This is a genomic window from Arthrobacter sp. D5-1 (genome assembly GCF_017357425.1).
GTDB lineage: Bacteria > Actinomycetota > Actinomycetes > Actinomycetales > Micrococcaceae > Arthrobacter.
Map to the genome: position 1 here is coordinate 2,022,126 of NZ_CP014571.1, position 19,711 is coordinate 2,041,836.

15 protein-coding genes are annotated in these 19,711 nt (G+C 62.6%); 7 read left to right on the top strand and 8 right to left on the bottom strand.

Annotated elements, in window-relative coordinates:
• Positions 1–125 precede the first annotated feature (125 nt).
• The 4 genes from AYX22_RS09240 to AYX22_RS09255 all read right to left on the bottom strand — a co-directional run bounded on the left by AYX22_RS09240 (position 126) and on the right by AYX22_RS09255 (position 5,702).
• A complete protein-coding gene (locus AYX22_RS09240) occupies positions 126–479 on the bottom strand; it encodes a hypothetical protein (protein WP_207597150.1) in 354 nt (117 codons plus the stop codon).
• Between the two features lie 133 nt (positions 480–612).
• Positions 613–2,388 carry a 2-oxoglutarate dehydrogenase, E2 component, dihydrolipoamide succinyltransferase gene (gene sucB / locus AYX22_RS09245; RefSeq protein WP_207597151.1) on the bottom strand — a complete coding sequence of 592 codons (1,776 nt, stop codon included), beginning with the start codon at positions 2,386–2,388 and terminating at the stop codon, positions 613–615.
• Positions 2,389–2,499: 111 nt separating this feature from the next.
• The gene (gene lpdA / locus AYX22_RS09250) at positions 2,500–3,882 is read right to left on the bottom strand and encodes a dihydrolipoyl dehydrogenase (protein WP_207597152.1); all 1,383 of its coding nucleotides are present in this window, start codon (positions 3,880–3,882) and stop codon (positions 2,500–2,502) included.
• Between the two features lie 296 nt (positions 3,883–4,178).
• A complete protein-coding gene (locus tag AYX22_RS09255) occupies positions 4,179–5,702 on the bottom strand; it encodes a leucyl aminopeptidase (protein ID WP_207597153.1) in 1,524 nt (507 codons plus the stop codon).
• Positions 5,703–6,039: 337 nt separating this feature from the next.
• On the opposite strand from AYX22_RS09255, the gene AYX22_RS09260 reads away from it, so the two are divergent.
• The 4 genes from AYX22_RS09260 to AYX22_RS09275 all read left to right on the top strand — a co-directional run bounded on the left by AYX22_RS09260 (position 6,040) and on the right by AYX22_RS09275 (position 11,297).
• Positions 6,040–6,978, top strand: a complete 939-nt coding sequence (locus AYX22_RS09260; protein ID WP_207597154.1) for a PAC2 family protein — start codon at positions 6,040–6,042, stop codon at positions 6,976–6,978.
• A gap of 35 nt (positions 6,979–7,013) precedes the next feature.
• Entirely contained in the window at positions 7,014–8,369 is a 1,356-nt protein-coding gene (locus AYX22_RS09265; protein ID WP_207597155.1) for an MFS transporter, read from the top strand.
• Positions 8,370–8,468: 99 nt separating this feature from the next.
• The gene (locus tag AYX22_RS09270; RefSeq protein ID WP_207597156.1) at positions 8,469–9,728 is read left to right on the top strand and encodes a DUF4192 domain-containing protein; all 1,260 of its coding nucleotides are present in this window, start codon (positions 8,469–8,471) and stop codon (positions 9,726–9,728) included.
• A gap of 258 nt (positions 9,729–9,986) precedes the next feature.
• Positions 9,987–11,297: an RNA polymerase sigma factor gene (locus AYX22_RS09275; protein WP_089594537.1), complete on the top strand. Its 1,311-nt coding sequence runs from the start codon at positions 9,987–9,989 to the stop codon at positions 11,295–11,297.
• A 191-nt stretch (positions 11,298–11,488) separates the two neighbouring features.
• Here AYX22_RS09275 and AYX22_RS09280 read toward each other — a convergent pair whose 3' ends face one another.
• Positions 11,489–11,710 carry a hypothetical protein gene (locus AYX22_RS09280; protein WP_018778705.1) on the bottom strand — a complete coding sequence of 74 codons (222 nt, stop codon included), beginning with the start codon at positions 11,708–11,710 and terminating at the stop codon, positions 11,489–11,491.
• Between the two features lie 337 nt (positions 11,711–12,047).
• Here AYX22_RS09280 and AYX22_RS09285 point away from each other — a divergent pair, with 337 nt between their 5' ends.
• Positions 12,048–14,156, top strand: a complete 2,109-nt coding sequence (locus AYX22_RS09285; RefSeq protein WP_207597157.1) for a DNA topoisomerase IV subunit B — start codon at positions 12,048–12,050, stop codon at positions 14,154–14,156.
• On the opposite strand, the gene AYX22_RS09290 is transcribed toward AYX22_RS09285, so the two are convergent.
• The 3 genes from AYX22_RS09290 to AYX22_RS09300 are packed head-to-tail and all read right to left on the bottom strand — an operon-like array spanning position 14,153 to position 16,740.
• On the bottom strand, positions 14,153–15,346 hold the full coding sequence (locus AYX22_RS09290; RefSeq protein WP_207597158.1) for an MFS transporter: 1,194 nt from the start codon (positions 15,344–15,346) through the stop codon (positions 14,153–14,155). The two genes, AYX22_RS09285 and AYX22_RS09290, sit on opposite strands and share 4 nt — an antisense overlap.
• A 15-nt stretch (positions 15,347–15,361) precedes the next feature.
• On the bottom strand, positions 15,362–16,348 hold the full coding sequence (locus AYX22_RS09295; protein ID WP_207597159.1) for a M56 family metallopeptidase: 987 nt from the start codon (positions 16,346–16,348) through the stop codon (positions 15,362–15,364).
• A 5-nt stretch (positions 16,349–16,353) separates the two neighbouring features.
• A complete protein-coding gene (locus AYX22_RS09300) occupies positions 16,354–16,740 on the bottom strand; it encodes a BlaI/MecI/CopY family transcriptional regulator (RefSeq protein WP_011774471.1) in 387 nt (128 codons plus the stop codon).
• Positions 16,741–17,020: 280 nt separating this feature from the next.
• On the opposite strand from AYX22_RS09300, the gene AYX22_RS09305 reads away from it, so the two are divergent.
• Positions 17,021–18,613 (top strand): cytochrome ubiquinol oxidase subunit I, encoded by a 1,593-nt coding sequence (locus AYX22_RS09305; protein WP_207597160.1) that lies wholly within the window; start codon positions 17,021–17,023, stop codon positions 18,611–18,613.
• Positions 18,614–18,631: 18 nt separating this feature from the next.
• Positions 18,632–19,711, top strand: a complete 1,080-nt coding sequence (gene cydB, locus AYX22_RS09310) for a cytochrome d ubiquinol oxidase subunit II (RefSeq protein WP_207597161.1) — start codon at positions 18,632–18,634, stop codon at positions 19,709–19,711.

The following is a 19,711-nucleotide window of genomic DNA, read 5'->3' on the forward strand; positions in this document are numbered from 1 at the left end:
GTGACCCCTTGACTGGCGGGATGAAGACGGGAAAACATACCCCTGCGCGGACAAGCCGGGGCCTTGGAATCGCGTCCATTATGATCAACGCGATTGACGCTGCCCGGCGTCAGTATGGTGCCGGGTCAGTTCCAGAGCGTGGCGATGGCGATGTTCACCAGGGCAAGGCCGCCCACACCATGAGCCAGCCCGGTGGAGACAGGCTCGCCCTTCTTGACCTTGCGCGAGCCAATGACGGCAAGGACAGCCACAGCGACGCCAATGGCGAACTTAACCCCGAGTTTGAAGTAGTTGGGATCGGCATCAGGCAGCAAGGGGAACAAACCCATCATGGCGATGCCGGTCAGGAGCTGGAGGAAGGCGCCATCGCGCTGGCGCGGGTGGATGGTTGGCTCCTTGATGGTGGCGATCCAGTAGCCCACAATCATGGCCGCGCCGACGATGTGCAAGAACACCAGAATGCTGAAGAGGATACTCATGGACCCAGCTTATCGAGTTGGTTCTACGTCCCGTAGCAAAGCCACGCGGAGCGGATACAGCAAAGGGGCAGGCCACCGGATTTCCGGTGACCTGCCCCTTTTACGTCACAGCAGGACGTTGTGTCGCTAAGCCCTAGAGGCCAAGGTCGGCTTCGAACGCACCTTCCTCAAGGCGGGCCTTGAGGGTCTGCAGGAAGCGGCCGGCGTCTGCGCCGTCCACCAAACGGTGGTCGTACGTCAGGGAAAGGTACATCATGGAGCGGATCGCAATCGAGTCGTCGCCATTTTCGTCAGCAACCACCACGGCACGCTTGACAATCGCACCGGTTCCGAGAATACCCACCTGCGGCTGGTTGATGATCGGCGTGTCGAACAGTGCGCCAACAGAACCGATGTTGGTGATGCTGAACGTACCGCCGGACAGCTCGTCCGGGCCGATCTTGCCGTCGCGGGTGCGGCCTGCGACGTCGGCGATCTTGCCGGCGAGGCCCGCAAGGTTCAGGTTGCCGGCGTCGGAGATGACCGGAACCAGAAGGCCCTTGTCGGTGTCGACGGCGATCGCCAGGTGCTCGGCGTTGTGGTAGGTGATTTCCTGCTTGGACTCGTCGTAAGCAGCGTTCAGCTTGGGGTGCTGCTTCAGGGCTTCGGCTACAGCCTTGGCAATGAACGGCAGGAAGGTGAGCTTGACGCCATTCTGGGCCAGGAACTGGTTCTTGGCCTTGAGGCGGAGCTTGGCAATCTTGGTCATGTCGACCTCGTGCACCTGCGTCAGCTGGGTGGAGACCTCAAGGGACTCGCGCATGCGGCGGGCGATGACCTGGCGGATACGTGGTGCCTTTTCCGTGGTGCCGCGCAGGGACGATGCTGCTACCGGAGCAGCGGTCTTGGCAGCGGGGGCTGCGGCTGCGGGAGCCGATGCTGCGGGGGCAGCGGCGGCCTGCTTGGCTTCGGCAGCGGCCAGGACATCCTGCTTGCGGATACGGCCACCGACGCCGGTACCGGAGACGGAAGCAATGTCCACACCGTGCTGGTTGGCAAGTTTGCGGACCAAGGGAGTGACGTAACCGGATTCCGAAGAACCTTCAGCAGCAGGAGCGGCAGCAGGTGCGGCCGGAGTGGCAGCAGGTGCGGCCGGAGCGGCAGCAGGTGCGGCCGGAGCGGCAGCAGGTGCGGCCGGAGCGGCAGCAGGTGCGGCCGGAGCGGCAGCAGGTGCGGCCGGAGCGGCAGCGGGAGCGGCCGGAGCGGCAGCAGGTGCGGGTGCGGGAGCGGCGGCCGGTGCCGCTGCGCCGGAACCGATGACGGCAAGGACGGAGCCAACCTCAGCGGTCTCGTCCTCGTTGACGCGGATTTCCTGCAGGGTGCCCGCAACCGGCGACGGGATTTCGGTGTCGACCTTGTCGGTGGAAACTTCCAGAAGGGGCTCATCCACCTCCACAGTGTCGCCTATAGCCTTGAGCCACCGGGTCACGGTACCTTCGGTAACGCTTTCACCCAACGCGGGGAGGGTTACTTCATGGCCTTCGCCGCCGGAAGCGGCGGGTGCCTCGGCAGCAGGAGCTTCCTCTGCTGCTGGTGGAGCCGGAGCCTCCTGGGCGGCTGCCGGCTGCTCTGCGGGAGCAGCCGGTGCCTCCTCGGCCGGAGCAGCCTCGGCAGCAGGAGTACCTGAGCCGGAGCCGTCGCCGATGCGGACCAAGGGGGCGCCAACTTCAGCGGTCTCGTCTTCAGCGACGAGGATTTCTTCGATGACGCCTGAGATCGGAGAAGGGATTTCGGTGTCTACTTTGTCGGTTGAAACCTCGAGCAGCGGCTCGTCGATCTCTACCCGGTCACCAACCTGCTTGAGCCAGCGGGTGACGGTTCCTTCGGTGACACTCTCACCGAGGGCGGGCAAGTTAACGGATTCAGACATGTCGTCCCCGTTCTCCTTATTGATCTTTGTGCGGATGAATTCTGCTGGTCCGGTTCAGGCGCATGCGGCATTTTCCGCTGCATGCGCCTGAACCGTGGGTCTTGGTAAGACTTAGCCGTGGAGAGCTTTGCCCGCGAGGGCAAGGTGGGCTTCGCCCAGGCTTTCGTTCTGGGTGGGGTGGGCGTGGACCAGCTGGGCCACGTCCTCCGGGTAGGCTTCCCAGTTCACGATCAGCTGGGCCTCACCGATCTGCTCGCCCATACGGGAGCCGATCATGTGGATGCCCACCACGGGGCCGTCCTTCTGGCGTACGAGCTTGACAATGCCACCGGTGCCGAGGATTGAGCTCTTGCCGTTGCCGGCAAGGTTGTACTCCTGGGTCTGCACCTGGTCGTCGCCGAACTTCTCCTTGGCGGCCTTTTCGGTGTAGCCGACCGTGGCGATTTCGGGCTCGCAGTAGGTGACCTTGGGGATGTTGATGTCCTCGACGATTGCCGGGTTCAGGCCGGCGATTTCCTCGGCGACGAAGATGCCCTGCTGGTAGCCGCGGTGTGCGAGCTGGACGCCGGGGACGATGTCGCCCACGGCGTAGATGTTGCCGACGCCGGTGTGGAGACGTTCGTTGGTGATGACGAATCCGCGGTCAATGGTGAGGCCGGCTTCTTCGTAGCCCAGGTTGGCGGTCACAGGACCGCGCCCGACGGCCACGAGCAGGAGGTCGGCTTCGAAGGTCTGGCCGTCCACCAAGGTGACCTTGACGCCGTCGTCGTTCTGTTCGACGCCCTGGAAGAAGATGCCGGTGGTGAACTTGATGCCGCGCTTCTTGAAGGCACGCTCAAGGTTCTTGACGATCGAGGCGTCTTCGTTGGGAACCAGGGAGGGGAGGCCCTCGATGATGGTGACGTCTACGCCGAACGACTTCCATACGGAAGCGAATTCGACGCCGATGACGCCGCCGCCGAGGACGATTGCGCTCTTGGGGATGTAGTCCATGGTCAACGCCTGGTCGGAGGTGATGACCTTGCCGCCGATTTCCAGGCCAGGCAGGGAGCGTGAGTAGGAACCGGTGGCCAGGACAATGTTCTTGCCCGTGTAGGGGGTGCCGTTGACTACTACCGTGTTGTTGCCCTGAAGCTTGCCTTCACCCTCGATGACGGTGATGCCCTTGGACTTGATGAGTCCTTGGAGGCCCTTGTACTTACCGGCGATGATGCCGTCCTTGTAGGCGTTCACGGCCGGCATGTCGATGCTGTCCAGCGTGACATTCACACCATACTTGGCGGAATCGCGTGCATGGTCGGCCAGTTCGGCCGAGTGCAGGAGTGCCTTGGTGGGAATACAACCGTTGTGCAGGCAGGTTCCGCCGAGCTTTGCCTTTTCCACAAGGCCAACGGTGAACCCAAGCTGTACGGCCCGCAGGGCAGTGGCGTAGCCGCCGCTGCCGCCACCGAGTACCAGGATGTCGAATTCTTGCGCAGTTGCCTGATCGGCCACTAAAACGCTCCCTCGCGTGAATGATGACACGGGACTGCGTGCCATCTGGTCTTTGGAACTTGTTCTGCCGTGATTATGCCAGCACCTAAGTTCTCTTGCATTTGTGACTATCGAGTTCACCTTAGCGAACCACCTACCCATGCTCCACCCTCGGCGGGCGTTTTGTGGAGCGCTTGTGTCGAGACTCACGTTCACTTGTGACACAGCGCTACACGCCGCATAATTCCGGGGTTGCGCGGCCCTTGCAGGGTGTCCGGCAAGGGCCGTCGCGGCCCTGGTGGGCGGGGGCGTGCCGCTTAGGCAGGAACGGCGAGGAGATCCTCGGCGTAGGCAACCAGGGTGCGGACAGTGCAACCGGTTCCCTGCTTGGGGGTGTAGCCGTAGGGGCTGCCGTTGTTGAACGACGGACCCGCAATATCGACGTGTGCCCAAGGGATCTGCTGGCCGTCGCCGTTCTTGCCGACGAATTCCCGCAGGAAAACGGCTGCGGTCATCATGCCGCCGTTACGCTCACCAATGTTGGCAAGGTCCGCCACCTGGGAATCCAGGCTTGGGCGCAGTTCTTCCGGCAGCGGCATCGGCCAGACCAGTTCGCCTGCCCGGTCTGCCGCCGACTTCAAGGCTGCGGTGACGGAATCGGAGCCCATGACACCAGCCGTGCGCAGTCCCAACGCGATGAGCTGGGCGCCCGTCAGTGTGGCAACGTCAATAATGGCGTCCGGCTTTTCCAGGCTGGCAGCGACGAGCCCGTCGGCCATGACCAGACGCCCTTCGGCGTCGGTGTTGAGGACCTCGACCGTCTTTCCGCCGTAGATGGTGAAGACGTCGGCAGGCCGTGCCGCAGCACCCGAGGGCATATTCTCCGCAATGCAGAGCCACGCGGTCGCCTTGATGTTCAGGCCAAGCGAAGCGATGGCCAAAACGGTATTAAGGACGACGGCGGCGCCCGCCATATCGCTCTTCATGTCGCCCATCCCGAGGGCCGGCTTGATGGAGATACCGCCGGTGTCGAACGTGATGCCCTTGCCCACGAGGGCAATCTTCCTGGTGGCCTTGGCCGGAGCATATTCGACCTTCACCAGGCGTGGCTGGCGGGTTGAACCCTTACCGACGCCAAGGATGCCGCCGAAGCCTTCCTTTTCCAGTCGCTTTTCGTCCCAGACAGTGACCTTGACGGGCAGGCCCTTGGCGAGTTCCTTGGCGGAGTCGGCGAACGACTCCGGGTAGAGGTGGCTGGGAGGCTGGTTGACCAGGGTCCGGGTGGCGTTGACGGCACGGGCCACAACAACAGCACGGTCCAGTGCCGGTTGGGCATCCTTGGGATCGACATCGGAGAAAATCAGGGCCTTGGCTACAGGGGCTTTCAGTCCGTCCTTGCTGGAACGGTGCTCCGTGTAGGAGTAGGCGCCAAGGGCGGCACCCTCGGCGATGGCCGCGACATCGGTGACGCCGGTGGTCGGGAAGGCCAACGTTACTGACGTGACGCCGGCCAATTGCCGGACGGCAGAGCCCGCGGCGCGGCGCAGGGATTCTTCGGGGAGGCTGCCGGATTCCGACAATTTGCCCACGCCGGCGAGGACCAAAATTCCCGAGCCGGTCTCCGGCAAGCCCGGGAGCCGGTGTGCCTGATCGGCAGCGCCGGTGATCCCCAACAGTTTGAGGGAGCCCGCAACGGACTCGGCTGCCTTTGCGCTCAACGGATTCGGCAGCAGCACTGGCCCATCCGCACCTTGCGCAACTCCAATCACAAGTGCGTCGCTGGGGGACTTTTTCAGGTCCTTGGCGATGATGCCCAGGATGATGTCAGTAGTCTTGACCACGAGGATGTTGCCTCACTTCTCTCTGCATTGCATGGCTGGGCCGCATGTTTGGCGGCCTGCCCCGGTACGCGCCCGACGTCCTCTTCCGACGGCGGCCTTGGTCTTCAGGGGCCAGTGTCGCAAGAGGATACCGGCCCGGTTCGATCGTAGTCTCTTGAACGCTTCGGACAGCAATTAAATGAGAGCTGCGGCACATCCGGTGCAGGAATGCCCGCTGGAGGTGCAGCGTTGTAAGGATTAAAGGAATCCCACCGCTACTACCGACGGCCCCGTTGGCGCCATGTGGCCGGCACCTCCGGGACCTTCCCCTACTTTGTCATTGCGAAAGGAACACGCCGTGTTTGAACGGATATCCGGCTCCCTCCTGGACCCTGAATCGCTGTACGCGCGCAACATCGAGACCTTCCACAGCCCTGAGCTCCGCGGGCTGAACATGGTCATGGGATTCACCGGCTTTGCCGACGCCGGCCAGGTGGTCCGGCAGATCAACGCGGAACTGCTGGACGAGCTCGACGCCGAGGTAGTGGCCATGTTCGATGCCGACCAACTGATCGACTACCGTTCGCGCCGCCCCCACATCAGCTTCGTGGAAGACCACGTACAGGATTACCAGGCCCCCAAGCTTGGTCTGTATAAGTTGACCGACGGCCTCGGTCAACCGTTCCTGTTGCTGGCAGGCTTCGAACCGGACCTCCAGTGGGAGCGTTTCTCAAGGGCCGTCGTCGGGATTGTTGAAGAGCTGGACGTCAACCTGGTCACCTGGATCCACTCCATCCCCATGCCTGTCCCGCACACGCGGCCTGTGGGAGTCACCGTTCATGGCAACCGCCCCGATCTCATTGAAGGGATTTCCAGCTGGAAGCCCACTGTGGACGTTCCCGCTGCCATCGGCCACATTCTTGAACTCCGGCTGACGGAAGCGGAACGCAACGTGGCGGGCTATGTCATCCATGTTCCGCATTACTTGTCAGAAGCCGAATATCCTCCGGCGGCTGTAGCCGGCCTGGAGTACCTGGGGGCGGCAACATCGCTGATGCTGCCCACCGACCGGCTCCGTGAGTCAGGCCGGGAAGTTGGTCGCCAGATCGCGGAACAGATTGAGGCCTCGGAAGAGGTCCAAGCGGTGGTCACCAATCTGGAGGCCCGGTACGACGAGAAATCCGAGGGAGTGGTCCGCCGCTCGCTGCTGGCGGACGAGAACGATGAGCTGCCCAATGCCGAGGACATCGGAGCTGCAGTCGAGGCCTATTTGGCCCGTAAGGACTCGCCTCAATAAATCATCTTTCAGGAGGTGACAGGCATAATTGAGGGGTGAATGCACCCCGCGCCTGGCTTATCTGGACGATCGGCGTGTTCGCCTACCTGGTGGCGGTGGCGCAACGAACGTCCTTCGGCGTTGCTGGATTGGAGGCTACTGAGCGGTTCCATGCCAGTGCAGCCGCCATCTCCTTCTTCACCGTGCTTCAACTCCTGGTCTATGCAGGGCTGCAGATTCCGGTCGGCGTCCTGGTGGACAGGTTCGGTTCACGGGCCATGATCGCCGGGGGAGCAGTCCTGATGGGGCTGGGCCAATTGCAGCTCGCGTTCGCGGACAGTGTGCCCGGAGGTGTCCTTGGCAGGGTCCTGGTGGGTGCCGGTGACGCCATGACGTTCATTTCGGTCATCCGTCTGGTGCCGTTGTGGTTCGCTCCCGCCAAGGTTCCCTTGGTTACCCAGCTCACCGGGATGTCCGGCCAGTTGGGGCAGCTCTTCAGTGTGGTTCCGTTTGCGCTTCTCCTTCACACTTCCGGGTGGACCCCCGCGTTCCTCACCCTTGCGGCCATGTCAGTGCTGGCTGTGGTGCTGGTACTCGCGATGCTGCGGGATGTACCTCCCGGGCATCCGCCCAAGGAGTCCGGGCAAGGCCTGAGGGCCACGGGAGTCTCTCTGTCACGCGCTTGGAAACAGCCGGGGACCCGGCTGGGGCTGTGGAGCCACTTCACCGTCCAGTTCAGCGGAAACCTGTTCGCCATGACCTGGGGCTACCCTTTCCTGCTCTCGGCCCAGGGACTTGATGCCGGAACAGTCTCCGCTTTGATGGCGCTCTTTGTGGCAACCGCCATCATTGCGGGTCCGGGCTTTGGCCGTTTCGTCTCCAAACACCCCATGAGACGCTCAGCGATGGTCCTGCTGATCACCTTTGCCACCGCTGTGGCGTGGGCTGCCGTTCTCCTCCTTCCTGACCGCGCTCCGTTGTGGATGCTGGTCGTGCTGGTAGTGGTATTGGCGGTTGGAGGTCCGGGGTCCATGATCGGTTTCGACTTTGCACGGACATTCAACCCCTCGCACCGGATCGGCACGGCAACCGGAATTGTGAACGTGGGTGGCTTCATTGCGGCACTTGTTGCGATTTACCTCATCGGCCTGGTTCTGGACCTCTTGAATGCCAGCGGTTTCTCGGGTGGCGATTTGTACGGACTGGCACCGTTCCGCATCGCACTCAGCGTGCAGTTCCTGCTCCTTGGCCTGGGAACGGTCCTCATCCTGGTGACCCGGCGTAAAGTCCGGCGGCAGATGGCCGCCCAAGGAATCCATGTACAGCCGTTGGTGGCAACCCTGGCCAATCAGCGCCGGGAGCGCGTGGAAAAAAGGCGCGCCTCGCGTGCCACCGCCGCAAAGGATCAGTAGCGCGGCTGCCGCCCTTGCCCCGGCGTGAAACGGACCAGCTTTTCCACATAGGCAAGGTATGGTCTGTTTCTGCCAGCCGGACGTACGCAGGCTGGATGCATGACCACCAAGAGAACACTGAGCATCCACCAACCTGAAGACATTCTTGGCTATATCCCCCACCTGCTGGGCTATTGGCCCGAGGACAGCCTGGTTGCCATCACCATGCAGGGGAAAATGCTGGGAGCCACGCTGCGGGTGGATCTGCCGTCCCGTCGGTCGCCCCGGGCACTTGTCGGTTTCGCTGAACAGATACGCCAATACCTGGTGGCGGACGAAGCCGCCAACGGTGTGGTGCTTGCTGTCTACACCGAATCCGGTTGGGCCGATGGAACCGTCGTCGACCAGGCGATGCCAATGATTGAAGCCTTGCAACTGTCCCTCGACGAGGTTGACTTGTCGGTGCGGGATGCCTGGCTGATCGGAACCAACTATTGGCGCAGCGCCTTCTGTTCGGACAAAAGCTGTTGCCCGGATCCAGGACTTCCGGCGGCCCGCATCAAGGACAGCCGCTTGAACGCTGAGCTCGTTTACCAGGGGAGTGCAGTCGGTCCGTCGCCGAGGAGCGGCACCGGACAACCCTCACTTGCCAGATCAGGACCGTTGGATCCTTCCGTGATGGAAGCGGAGATCCGATGGGGAGAGCGCATCCTCGGCACATGGCGCAGTGGGCGATGCCTGGAATCCGTCCTTGCGGTCTGGCATCACGTCCTCGCCAGAGTCGAGCATGGTGCTCCTTTGCAGCCGGAGACTGACGCGCAACTGATCGGATTCCTCAGGACCACGCTGAAGGTGCCGGCTTGGCGGGATGCCGTGGTGGTGATGGCGGCCGCCGGCATGGACTCTGCAGTATCGGGCGCTGCGGCTTTTGAATTCTTCAGCGACGACGAGTCGTGCGCGCCGCCGTTTGATGTTGGTGAACTCGTCGTAACGGCATCCGCCGCCAACCCGCCGGCCACTGCTCCGAGTGGTTCGAATGGGCACGGGGATGTCTTCACTTATGGCGATGTCCTGCTGGGAATGCGCCCCGATACGCCGTGCTGGCCTCGCGTTGATGCGTTGCACCGCGTCCTTGCCGGGCTGTGCGTGGAAGAAGAGTCGGGTGATGTGGCTGCCGCGGCGTTCACGCTTCAGGGGTGGATCACATGGTGCAAGGGCAGCGGTTCAATCGCCCATGCATGCCTTGCTCGGGCCGAAACTGCCCGTCCTGGTTATCGGTTGGCCGAACTGCTGATGGAGGTCCTGGGCCAGGGCGCCGTTTGTCGGTGGGCGAGCCGGCCCGGCTCGGCGTGGAGGGGGCCCAGACAAGCACCTGTGTAGGACGCCTGTACCCACGTGGTGGAACTTCAACAGGCATGGGTTTCGCAAAACCGTGAGACAATGGATGCCGAGACCCGGTTGGGTCCGCGTTTGAATGCCTGCTTGAGCCCGGAAACGGGAACAAATCAGCGTTGTCGGGAGTTCTATCTACAGACTCTGCAGACGGCGATCGCATTTGAAATTGATCGCGGACTTGACAGGGTCATAGTGGTGTTGCCCGTATGGTGATTCCACAGACCGCCGCTAGAAAGGTTTTCTGTGACTCCGTCTTCCGTCGAGAAGGAACCCGCCGCCCAGGCTGAATTGACCGCCGAGGAAAAGAAGGCGGCCACGTCGGCAAAGCGCGCGGCGACACGCGCTGCCAACAAGGCTTCAGAGGGTGACTCTGACAAGCCCGCACCGAAGAAGCGTGGGCCCAAGCCCGGCGCGAAGGCCGCCGCTGAGGCCGCTAACAAGTCCGGCTCCGACTCCGAGGAAGCCACTGCCGAGGACGAAGACTTTGATCCCGCAGCAGCGGAGGAAGTCGAAGTCGGGGAAGATGACACCGAGGATGGCGCAGCCGCCGCCAAGGACAAGCCCGCCCCGTCCGGCTCGGGATTCGTCTACTCCGACGCTGACGACGACGACGCCCCGGTCCAGCAGGTCATGTCCGCGGGCGCAACCGCCGACCCCGTCAAGGACTACCTGAAGCAGATCGGCAAGGTCGCCCTGCTGAACGCAGAGCAGGAAGTGGACCTGGCGCTTCGCATTGAAGCCGGCCTTTTTGCCGAGGAAAAGATCAACGCTGATGACGGATCCATGGATCCCAAACTCAAGCGTGAACTTGAGTTCGTCATTCACGACGGAAAGCGCGCCAAGAACCACCTGCTCGAGGCCAACCTGCGTCTCGTCGTTTCCTTGGCCAAGCGCTACACGGGTCGTGGCATGCTCTTCCTGGACCTGATCCAGGAAGGCAACCTTGGCCTTATTCGTGCAGTGGAGAAGTTCGACTACACCAAGGGCTTCAAGTTCTCCACGTACGCCACCTGGTGGATCCGCCAGGCCATCACGCGCGCCATGGCTGACCAGGCCCGCACCATCCGTATTCCGGTGCACATGGTGGAAGTCATCAACAAGCTGGCACGTGTCCAGCGGCAAATGCTCCAGGACCTTGGCCGCGAACCAACGCCGGAAGAGCTGGCTCTGGAGCTGGATATGACCCCTGAGAAGGTCGTAGAGGTCCAGAAGTACGGACGCGAGCCGATCTCGCTCCACACCCCGCTCGGCGAGGATGGAGACTCCGAGTTCGGTGACCTGATTGAGGACTCGGAAGCTGTAGTTCCGGCCGACGCTGTCAGCTTCACGCTCCTGCAGGAGCAGCTTCACTCGGTGCTGGACACCCTGTCTGAGCGCGAAGCCGGCGTGGTGGCCATGCGATTCGGCCTGACGGACGGCCAGCCGAAGACTTTAGACGAAATCGGCAAGGTCTACGGAGTCACGCGTGAGCGCATCCGCCAGATCGAATCGAAGACAATGTCCAAGCTGCGGCACCCGTCCCGCTCGCAGGTCCTCCGGGACTACCTGGACTAAATCTGCCCGCACTGCAAAAGCGGCCCAGTCGGATAACCGACCGGGCCGCTTTTTGTTGATTGCCGTTCAAGGGGCAAATTCCCGGGCACACCCGGGAAGCAACAAGGCCCCTCCCGGATGGGAGGAGCCTCGTTATCTGATCAACACAATACTTGCTGAACAAGGGAGTCCGGCTGTGCGGGCTGCCCTGCCTAGTCGACGGGGACGGGTGCCTTCTCGTTGAGGCGCTCGGTCTCATCGTGCCAGTCCGAAGTCATGGGCCGGAGCGTAGCTTCAACTGCACGTGCGTGGTGGCCGCAGAAAAGCAGCTCACCACCGGAGGACTCGAGTACAACGCGGACATATGCCTGGGCTCCGCAACGATCGCACCGGTCAGCTGCGTTTAGCGTGCGGTCTGCAACTGCTGTTGTCATGTCGGCCTCCTTAGTAGTTCCGTACATCCATATAACCAGCATTCGACGCAGATCCATGGCAAGGATGGGTCACTTTCGCTGTCCGCGTATCACATGTGCGTAACGTAACCACACAGATTGGCCCGTACAGGGAGTGGCACCCAGTGGCACCGGTCGGTCCGGGCTAGCCTAGTATGGGCAGTGTTTGCCCTGAGTTACCAGCATTCACCAGCGATTACCAGTAGTTACCAGCGCTTACCAGCAGTTACCAGCAGTTTCCGGCACTGAACAGCAACTGGACGGCTGGGAAGCACCCCCAGATTCACCTTGAGATATACCCCGAAGGAGCACACTGCGAGTGGCACCGAGTTCTGAATACAACGCCCGGCACCTGTCTGTCCTTGAAGGCTTGGAAGCCGTCCGCAAACGCCCGGGCATGTACATCGGTTCCACCGACTCCCGTGGCCTTATGCACTGCCTCTGGGAAATCATCGACAACGCTGTTGATGAAGCCCTGGCGGGATTCGGCCACGACATCAAGGTGATCCTGCACGCCGACAACTCGGTGGAAATCCACGACGACGGCCGTGGCATCCCGGTGGACGTTGAACCCAAGACCGGTCTCTCCGGCGTCGAGGTCGTCTTCACCAAGCTGCACGCGGGCGGCAAGTTCGGCGGCGGTTCCTATACGGCATCCGGCGGCCTGCATGGCGTTGGCGCTTCTGTGGTCAATGCTCTGTCCAGCCGCCTGGACGTTCAGGTGGATCGCGGCAGCAAGACCTACCAAATGTCCTTCCGCCGGGGTGAGCCGGGCCGGTTCGTGGATTCGGGTTCGAAGCCTGGCCCCGAGGCTCCCTTTGAGCCGTTCGTTGAGAACTCCGTGTTGGACGTCGTGGGCAAGGCCAAGCGCGGGGTAACGGGAACCCGGGTCCGCTACTGGGCGGACCGGCAGATTTTCACACCTGATGCGAAGTTCTCCTACGATGACCTCGCCGCGAGGGCCCGCCAGACATCCTTCCTTGTGCCCGGCCTGAAGATCACGGTCCGCGATGAACGCAAGCTCCCCGGGACTCCGGGTGAGAACGGTGCACACGAGGAAGTGTTCCATCATGACGGAGGCATCTCGGAATTCGTTGAGTTCCTGGCCGCAGATGCCGGGGTGACGGATGTTTGGCGACTCCACGGTTCCGGAAAGTTCAAGGAAACGGTCCCGGTGCTGGACGACAAGGGGCACAGCAAGATCGCGGAAGTCGAACGCGACTGTGAGGTCGATATTGCCCTGCGTTGGGGAATCGGCTACGAAACCACCATGCGCAGCTTCGTCAACATCATCGCCACTCCCAAGGGCGGTACCCACCAGTCGGGCTTTGAGGCGGCGTTGCTGAAGACCTTCCGCAAGGCTGTGGAAACGAATGCCCGCAAGCTCAAGGCCGGTAACGACAAAATCGAGAAGGATGACATTCTCGCCGGGCTCACTGCCGTTTTGACTGTCCGGCTTGCGGAGCCGCAGTTCGAGGGCCAGACCAAGGAGATCCTGGGTACGTCGGCGGTACGGGCCATCGTGGCCAAAGTGGTGGAAAAGGAGATCACTGGCCGGTTGAACTCGGCCAACCGTAACGACAAGGCCCAGTCGGCGCTCCTGCTGGAAAAGATGGTCAGCGAAATGAAGTCGCGCATTTCGGCGCGTGTTCATAAGGAAACCCAGCGTCGCAAGAATGCGTTGGAAACCTCCTCGATGCCCACCAAGCTGGCCGATTGCCGCACGGACGATGTTGCCCGTTCAGAGTTGTTCATCGTTGAAGGTGACTCCGCCCTGGGTACAGCCAAGCTCGCCAGGTCTTCCGACTTCCAGGCCCTGCTGCCCATCCGCGGAAAAATCCTGAACGTCCAAAAAGCTTCCGTGGGCGACATGCTCTCCAATGCCGAGTGCGCGGCGCTTATTCAGGTAGTTGGGGCCGGCTCGGGTCGCAGCTTCGATATTGAGGCAGCCCGTTACGGCAAGGTCATTCTCATGACCGACGCCGACGTGGACGGCGCGCATATCCGGACCTTGCTGCTGACCCTGTTCTTCCGCTACATGCGCCCCATGGTCGAAGCAGGCCGAGTGTTTGCGGCAGTTCCGCCCCTTCACCGGGTGGAAGTGATCAACCCCGGCCAGAAGGCCAACGAGATGATCTACACCTACTCCGAGGCGGAGCTTCATGTCCTCCTGGCGAACCTTGCCAAGGAAGGCAAGCGCTACAAAGAGCCCATCCAGCGCTACAAGGGCTTGGGCGAAATGGATGCGCAGCAACTGGCAGAGACCACCATGGATCCACGGCACCGGACTCTGCGAAAGGTTGGCATCGACAGCGCCCAGCGCGCTGAAGAGGTCTTTGACCTTCTCATGGGCTCGGATGTTGCGCCCCGCAAGGAGTTCATCATTGCCGGCGCCGCCACACTGGACCGGGAACGCATCGACGCCTAGCCGGAGGTGGACGGAGCCGCTGGTTCCTTGGTTCCCGGCGCGGCGAATGCCGTCAGCCCCACCAGCAGTGCCAAGGCTCCCAATCCCCAGGGAAGTCCGGCCGCCACGGCGATGCCGCCCACCAGCAACGGACCGCCGGCATCGCCGAGTTCGCGTCCCAGCTCGGCTGAACCCATGGTTCTGCCCAGCCGTTCGGAGGGGGTCGAGTCTGCCAGGTGCGCAAAAGCCAGGGGTGTGGAAATGCCTATCCCTGCGCCGATCAGGACGGCAGCAAGGTAGATCCAAACGGCTCCGGGGAGGAGCCCTGCCATCAGTGTGCCCGCCGCGATGCAGAGCAAGCCTGCCACCATGCCCGGCTTGTCGGCGAGGAAGCCCTGGTCCCGTAGCCTGCCGATGCGAGGTTGTATCAGCGACGACGCAAGGGCCAATACCGTTACAACCGCCACGCTTCCTGCCGTGCCAAGGCCTTCGCGTGCCGCCAAGGCAGGAAGGAAGCCGACGGCTGCGCCCAAGGCCCCGGTGGCTGCAGCCAGGACCAGTGTAGGGCCCAGGAATGATCTCTCGGTGCTCTGGCGCCATACATCCACAATGGTGTACCGGGGGCGGGGCAGTGGCGCCAGACGCGGCACCGCAACCGCTGCCCACATGGCAACAATGAGGCCCAGGGCGGACAGAACGCCGAAGAGGAGAGGGAAGCCGCCGCTGATGATGGCAACAGCTCCCAGCAGCGGTCCTACCGCGTAGCCGAGCCCCTTCCACGAACCGTATCGTCCGAAATACCGTCCGGTGTGCTTTCCCGCGAGGCGTGCCACGCCGGCCGATGATGCCGGTGAGAACGCCGAAGCCGCCATTCCCTGTCCCAGTCGCGCCATAGCGAGCATGGCAGGCTGGTCGGCCCACAACCCGGTAAGTGAGGCAGCGGAGAAGGCCAGGAGCCCACCCACGATGACCGGTTTTGGCCCGATGCGGTCACTCAGGGCGCCAAACACCGGCTTCAGGAACACTTCGGCGATGTCGTACAAGGCCAGCAGTACGCCCAAGGCCAGCAGGCTCAATCCAATGTCCGCGCTTTCGGCCCCCAGGCCGGCAGCGACAGCATGCGCGCCGAAAGCGGTGGTGAATCCCGCAGCGTAGAGCGGCCAGCGCTGATAGGCGTGGATGGGGAAGGCCGCGGCGTCAGTGGGATTCACGCTTCACAATCCCGTTCAGCCCAACAGTCCCGGGACGATCAACAGCGCGGTCGGCACTGCCAGCAGCAAGGCCGATATCACCAGGACAAGGATGCGCAGGCCCTTGGTAAGTGGAGGCTGGGGTGAGAGGAGGCGGCTGACGCGTGACGCCGTCGTGCGTGGTGAGTCCGCCCCTCCGGTGGCACTGACGGCATTGCCTTCGATCACGGCGCCGCCGGCGTTGAGTGCCCCGGTTCCGATGGCGGGCTGGGAGGTTCCGCTGGCGACGATCGCGATGGCCTTGATCAGGGTGCCTTTGCTTTCGGTCCGCAAGGCGACGTCATCGGCCAGCATTTCGATCAGGGAGTTCACCGCGGTCTGGGCCAGCCGCGTGGTGGGGAACCACGGCAGGGCCTGGCGCCAGGCGGCGAAGGCCCACAGCAGGAGGTCGTGGCGCTGGGACAGGTGGGCGTTCTCGTGAATGAGGACGGCCCTGAGTTCAGCCGGCTCCAGGGCTGCCATCAGGCCGTCGGACAAGACCGTGACGGATCGGGCGCCGCCGGGGAGACAGTACGCCACAGGGGAGTCGTGGTTGATGACCACGGTGCCGGGGCCGTCGTCGGACGGTGAGGCGAGCAAGGCCAGCAGTTCGCGGTGCCGCCGCCGTTGGCGCTCAATCTTGTAATAGGTCAGGAGCAGGGTGAAAACCAGGTGCGCGGTCAGGAGCGCTGCCGCGGACAGTGCGAAGAGGTGCCAAAAACCCAGCGCTGTGGTGGGTTCGTTGTTGAAGACCATGCCGGCCAGGCTCTTGAGACCGGCAATGAGGTTGTCGCCGATGGGCTCCAGCCCGTAGACCAGCATGGCGCCGATCATGGACAGTCCACCGGCGAGGGCGATCGCCTGCCACAGGACCATGGCCGTGAAGGGCGAGCGTGCCGGCCACTGGGCGCGGGACAGCAGGACGGGCACCGGCCATGCCAAAATCAATGCCAGGACCGCAAGCAGGTATGAGGTCCAGAACATAGTGGCTAATTGTAGCCGAGCAGTTTGCGCAGGGTAGCGGCTTCACTTTCGGTGACGGAACCAATGAAGCGGGCCAGGACGGCCTCGCGGTCCGGGGCGGAGCCCAGGACTTCATGCATCAGTTCGGCGGTGTGGTCAGCGCGGCTGGAAACAGCTTGGTAGCGGTGCGGACGGGTACCGCGCTCACGCTCCACCAGCCCCTTCTTTTCCAGACGCGACAGCACGGTAAGCACCGTGGTCACGGCCAGATCCTTGCCTTGATGTCCCGCAGTGCCATCTCCGGCCTCGGAATCCTGCGCCAACAGATCGCGCAGGGTATTGGCAGTTGCAGCCTCCTGGCCTGCCCAGAGCAGATCCATGACTGCCCGTTCCAGTTCCCCAAGACTTGCCATCTATACGTCCCTACCTTCCGCTTCCCGGTGCAGGGTAACTGCTGCCGGGAGCGATGATCCAACATTCCACCATAAATCTACCGCTTTTCAGCTCTTCATTCTACGTGAGGTAGAACTATCGGCGCGCCGCGGCCACTGGGGAGCCCTTGCGCGTGGGTTACGCCACTTGAAGAATGGGTTTCGTCGCCCGCCATTTGTTCTACACTGTGTAGAAGACAAGTTTTCTACGCAACGTAGAAGTAACGTCATCGTACTTCGGTCCGCCGTACAAAGGACAGCCATGGACGCCTTGGAAATCGCACGCTGGCAATTCGGTATCACTACCGTCTACCACTTCATGATGGTGCCCCTCACTATCGGCTTGGGACTGGTGGTGGCCATTATGCAGACCATCTGGTACCGCACGGGCAAGCCCGAATACCTGCGGATGACCAAGTTCTGGGGAAAGCTCTTCCTCATCAACTTCATCATGGGCGTGGCCACGGGCATCGTGCAGGAATTCCAGTTCGGCATGGCGTGGAGCGAGTACAGCCGGTTCGTCGGTGATGTGTTCGGCGCGCCGCTTGCCCTCGAGGCCCTGCTGGCCTTCTTTGTTGAATCAACGTTCCTGGGGTTGTGGATCTTCGGGTGGAAGCAACTCAAGCGCGGCGTGCACCTGGCTTGCCTGTGGATTGCCGTCATTGGTTCCGTCTTCTCCGCCTACTTCATCATCGTGGCGAACTCCTGGATGCAGCACCCTGTGGGAGTGGAGATGGTGGACGGACGGCCCGTGATGACCGACGCCTGGGCAGTCTTCACCAACAACACAGCACTGGTGGCTGTACCGCACACGCTGTTCGGTGCGTTGGCAGTTGCCGGTGCGTTCCTCCTGGGCATCGCCTGGTACCACTTGTGGCGTCGCCGGCATGACGGCATCGACGTCGTGGGCAAGGACGGCAAGCTGGTTCCCGGTGAAGCTGCGATCCCGGGCCGGGACACTTCGGACTACACCGTGTGGATGAAGAGCCTCCGGATCGGTGCCGTGGTTGCCATGATTTCCTTCGCCGGCACCGCGATCACGGGCGACCTTCAGGGCAAGCTGATGTTTGAACAACAGCCCATGAAAATGGCTGCCGCAGAAGCCGCCTGCCACGACGGCACGGGCTTCTCGGTCCTGAGTGTTGGCAACCTCGGCGCCACCAACTGCGATGACATTGTTGCCGTGATCGAAGTACCCGGCATCCTCTCTTTCCTGGCCAAGGGTGACTTCACCACCGAAGTGAAGGGTGTCAACAGCCTGCTGGGCGAGTACAAGGAAAAGTACGGAACCCATCTCCCGGACAACCCGCTGTACGGCGACCGTGCGGGGCAGGAAATCCAGTACGTGCCTGTGATGGAGGTGACCTACTGGGGCTTCCGCATGATGATCGGCTTCGGCGGGATCGCAGCCTTTGCCGCACTGCTGGCTCTCTGGGTGACCCGCAAGGGCGTAGTGCCGCAATCGAAGTGGCTCATGCGCCTCGCCGTCTTCGGCATTCTTGCACCCTTCGGAGCCAACGCCGCGGGATGGATCTTCACCGAAATGGGACGGCAACCGTTCGTGGTGGCGCCCAACCCGGACATGAACGGCATCGACCAGGTCTTCATGTTCACAGCTGCCGCCGTGTCGCCGGGGGTCAGCGCCGGGGAGCTCCTGACCTCGCTGGTGGTCCTCACCGCCATCTACGCCGTATTGCTGGTGGTCGAAGTGAAGCTGCTGGTCAAGTACATCCGGGGCGGGGTGGCCTCCGCGATGCCGGAGCTGGCCCACCCGGCCAAGGACACGGACGACGACGACAAGAACGACGCCGGTCCGGACAAGTCCGGCGACGACGTCCTGGCCTTCGCCTACTAGAGACAGGGGAAACTGACAATGGAACTGTTGCCAACCATCTGGTTTGTTGCCATCGCGGTGCTGTGGACGGGCTACCTCTTCCTGGAGGGCTTTGACCTTGGCGTCGGCATGCTCATGAAGCTGTTTGCCCGCAACAACACGGACCGCCGTGTGCTGCTCAACACCATCGGCCCCGTGTGGGACGGCAACGAGGTATGGCTGCTCACTGCAGCCGGAGCCACTTTCGCAGCCTTCCCGCTCTGGTACGCCTCGCTGTTCTCCGCCCTCTACCTACCACTCCTGGCAGTCCTGGCCGCGCTGATCTTCCGGGCTGTCGCCTTCGAATACCGCGGCAAGGTGGACTCAGAGCGCTGGCGGAACCGCTGGGACTGGGCGATCGCCGTCGGATCCTTTGTCGCAGCCTTCGGCATCGGTGCCGCTTTGGCGCTGACCACCACCGGCCTTCCGTTGAACGCCAACGGAGACCGCAGCGGCGGCCCGATGTCCTGGTTCAGTGGCTATGCGCTGCTGGGCGGTTTCGGTGTGGTGGCGTTCGCCCTGGTCCACGCCCTTGCGTTCCTGGCCCTCAAAACCGACGGCGATGTGCGGCACCGTGCCCGCCGCTGGTTTGTGCGGTTGGTGCCGTTTGCGGTGTTGCCGATGTTCGGCTGGATGGTGTCAGTGCAATTCCTCAGCGGCAAGCCGTGGACCTGGGCCCTGGTGGCGGCCGGAGTCGTAGCTGTCGTCCTGGCCTGGACGCTGGCCAGGGCAGGGGCAGAAGGTCGCGCCTTCGGTGCCCTGGGTGGGTTCATTGTGTGCGCCACCGCTTCGATTTTCGGGGCAGCCTTCCCCGTGGTGATTCCTTCCACCCTTGACCCAGCGTTCAACCTGACCATTTCAAATGCCTCATCCTCGGACTACACACTTGGACTGATGAGCATTGTGGCAGCCGTAGGACTGCCCTTGGTGATCGCGTACCAGTCCTGGACCTACTGGGTATTCCGCCGACGTGTCAGCGCGGCGCACATCCCTGAAGCGCACGGCTTCCTTCCCGCGATTGCCGCCAAGGTCCTGATCTCCAAGGACAGCCAGCCAACCGCAAGCACCAAGGAAGGCTAA

Bases quoted from the DNA above. Each gene is read 5' to 3' on its own strand.
- AYX22_RS09300 (WP_011774471.1), bottom strand. From the start codon at position 16,740: ATGGCAAGTCTTGGGGAACTGGAACGGGCAGTCATGGATCTGCTCTGG.
- sucB (WP_207597151.1), bottom strand. From the start codon at position 2,388: ATGTCTGAATCCGTTAACTTGCCCGCCCTCGGTGAGAGTGTCACCGAA.
- AYX22_RS09270 (WP_207597156.1), top strand. From the start codon at position 8,469: ATGACCACCAAGAGAACACTGAGCATCCACCAACCTGAAGACATTCTT.
- AYX22_RS09280 (WP_018778705.1), bottom strand. From the start codon at position 11,710: ATGACAACAGCAGTTGCAGACCGCACGCTAAACGCAGCTGACCGGTGC.
- cydB (WP_207597161.1), top strand. From the start codon at position 18,632: ATGGAACTGTTGCCAACCATCTGGTTTGTTGCCATCGCGGTGCTGTGG.
- AYX22_RS09305 (WP_207597160.1), top strand. From the start codon at position 17,021: ATGGACGCCTTGGAAATCGCACGCTGGCAATTCGGTATCACTACCGTC.
- AYX22_RS09240 (WP_207597150.1), bottom strand. From the start codon at position 479: ATGAGTATCCTCTTCAGCATTCTGGTGTTCTTGCACATCGTCGGCGCG.
- AYX22_RS09295 (WP_207597159.1), bottom strand. From the start codon at position 16,348: ATGTTCTGGACCTCATACCTGCTTGCGGTCCTGGCATTGATTTTGGCA.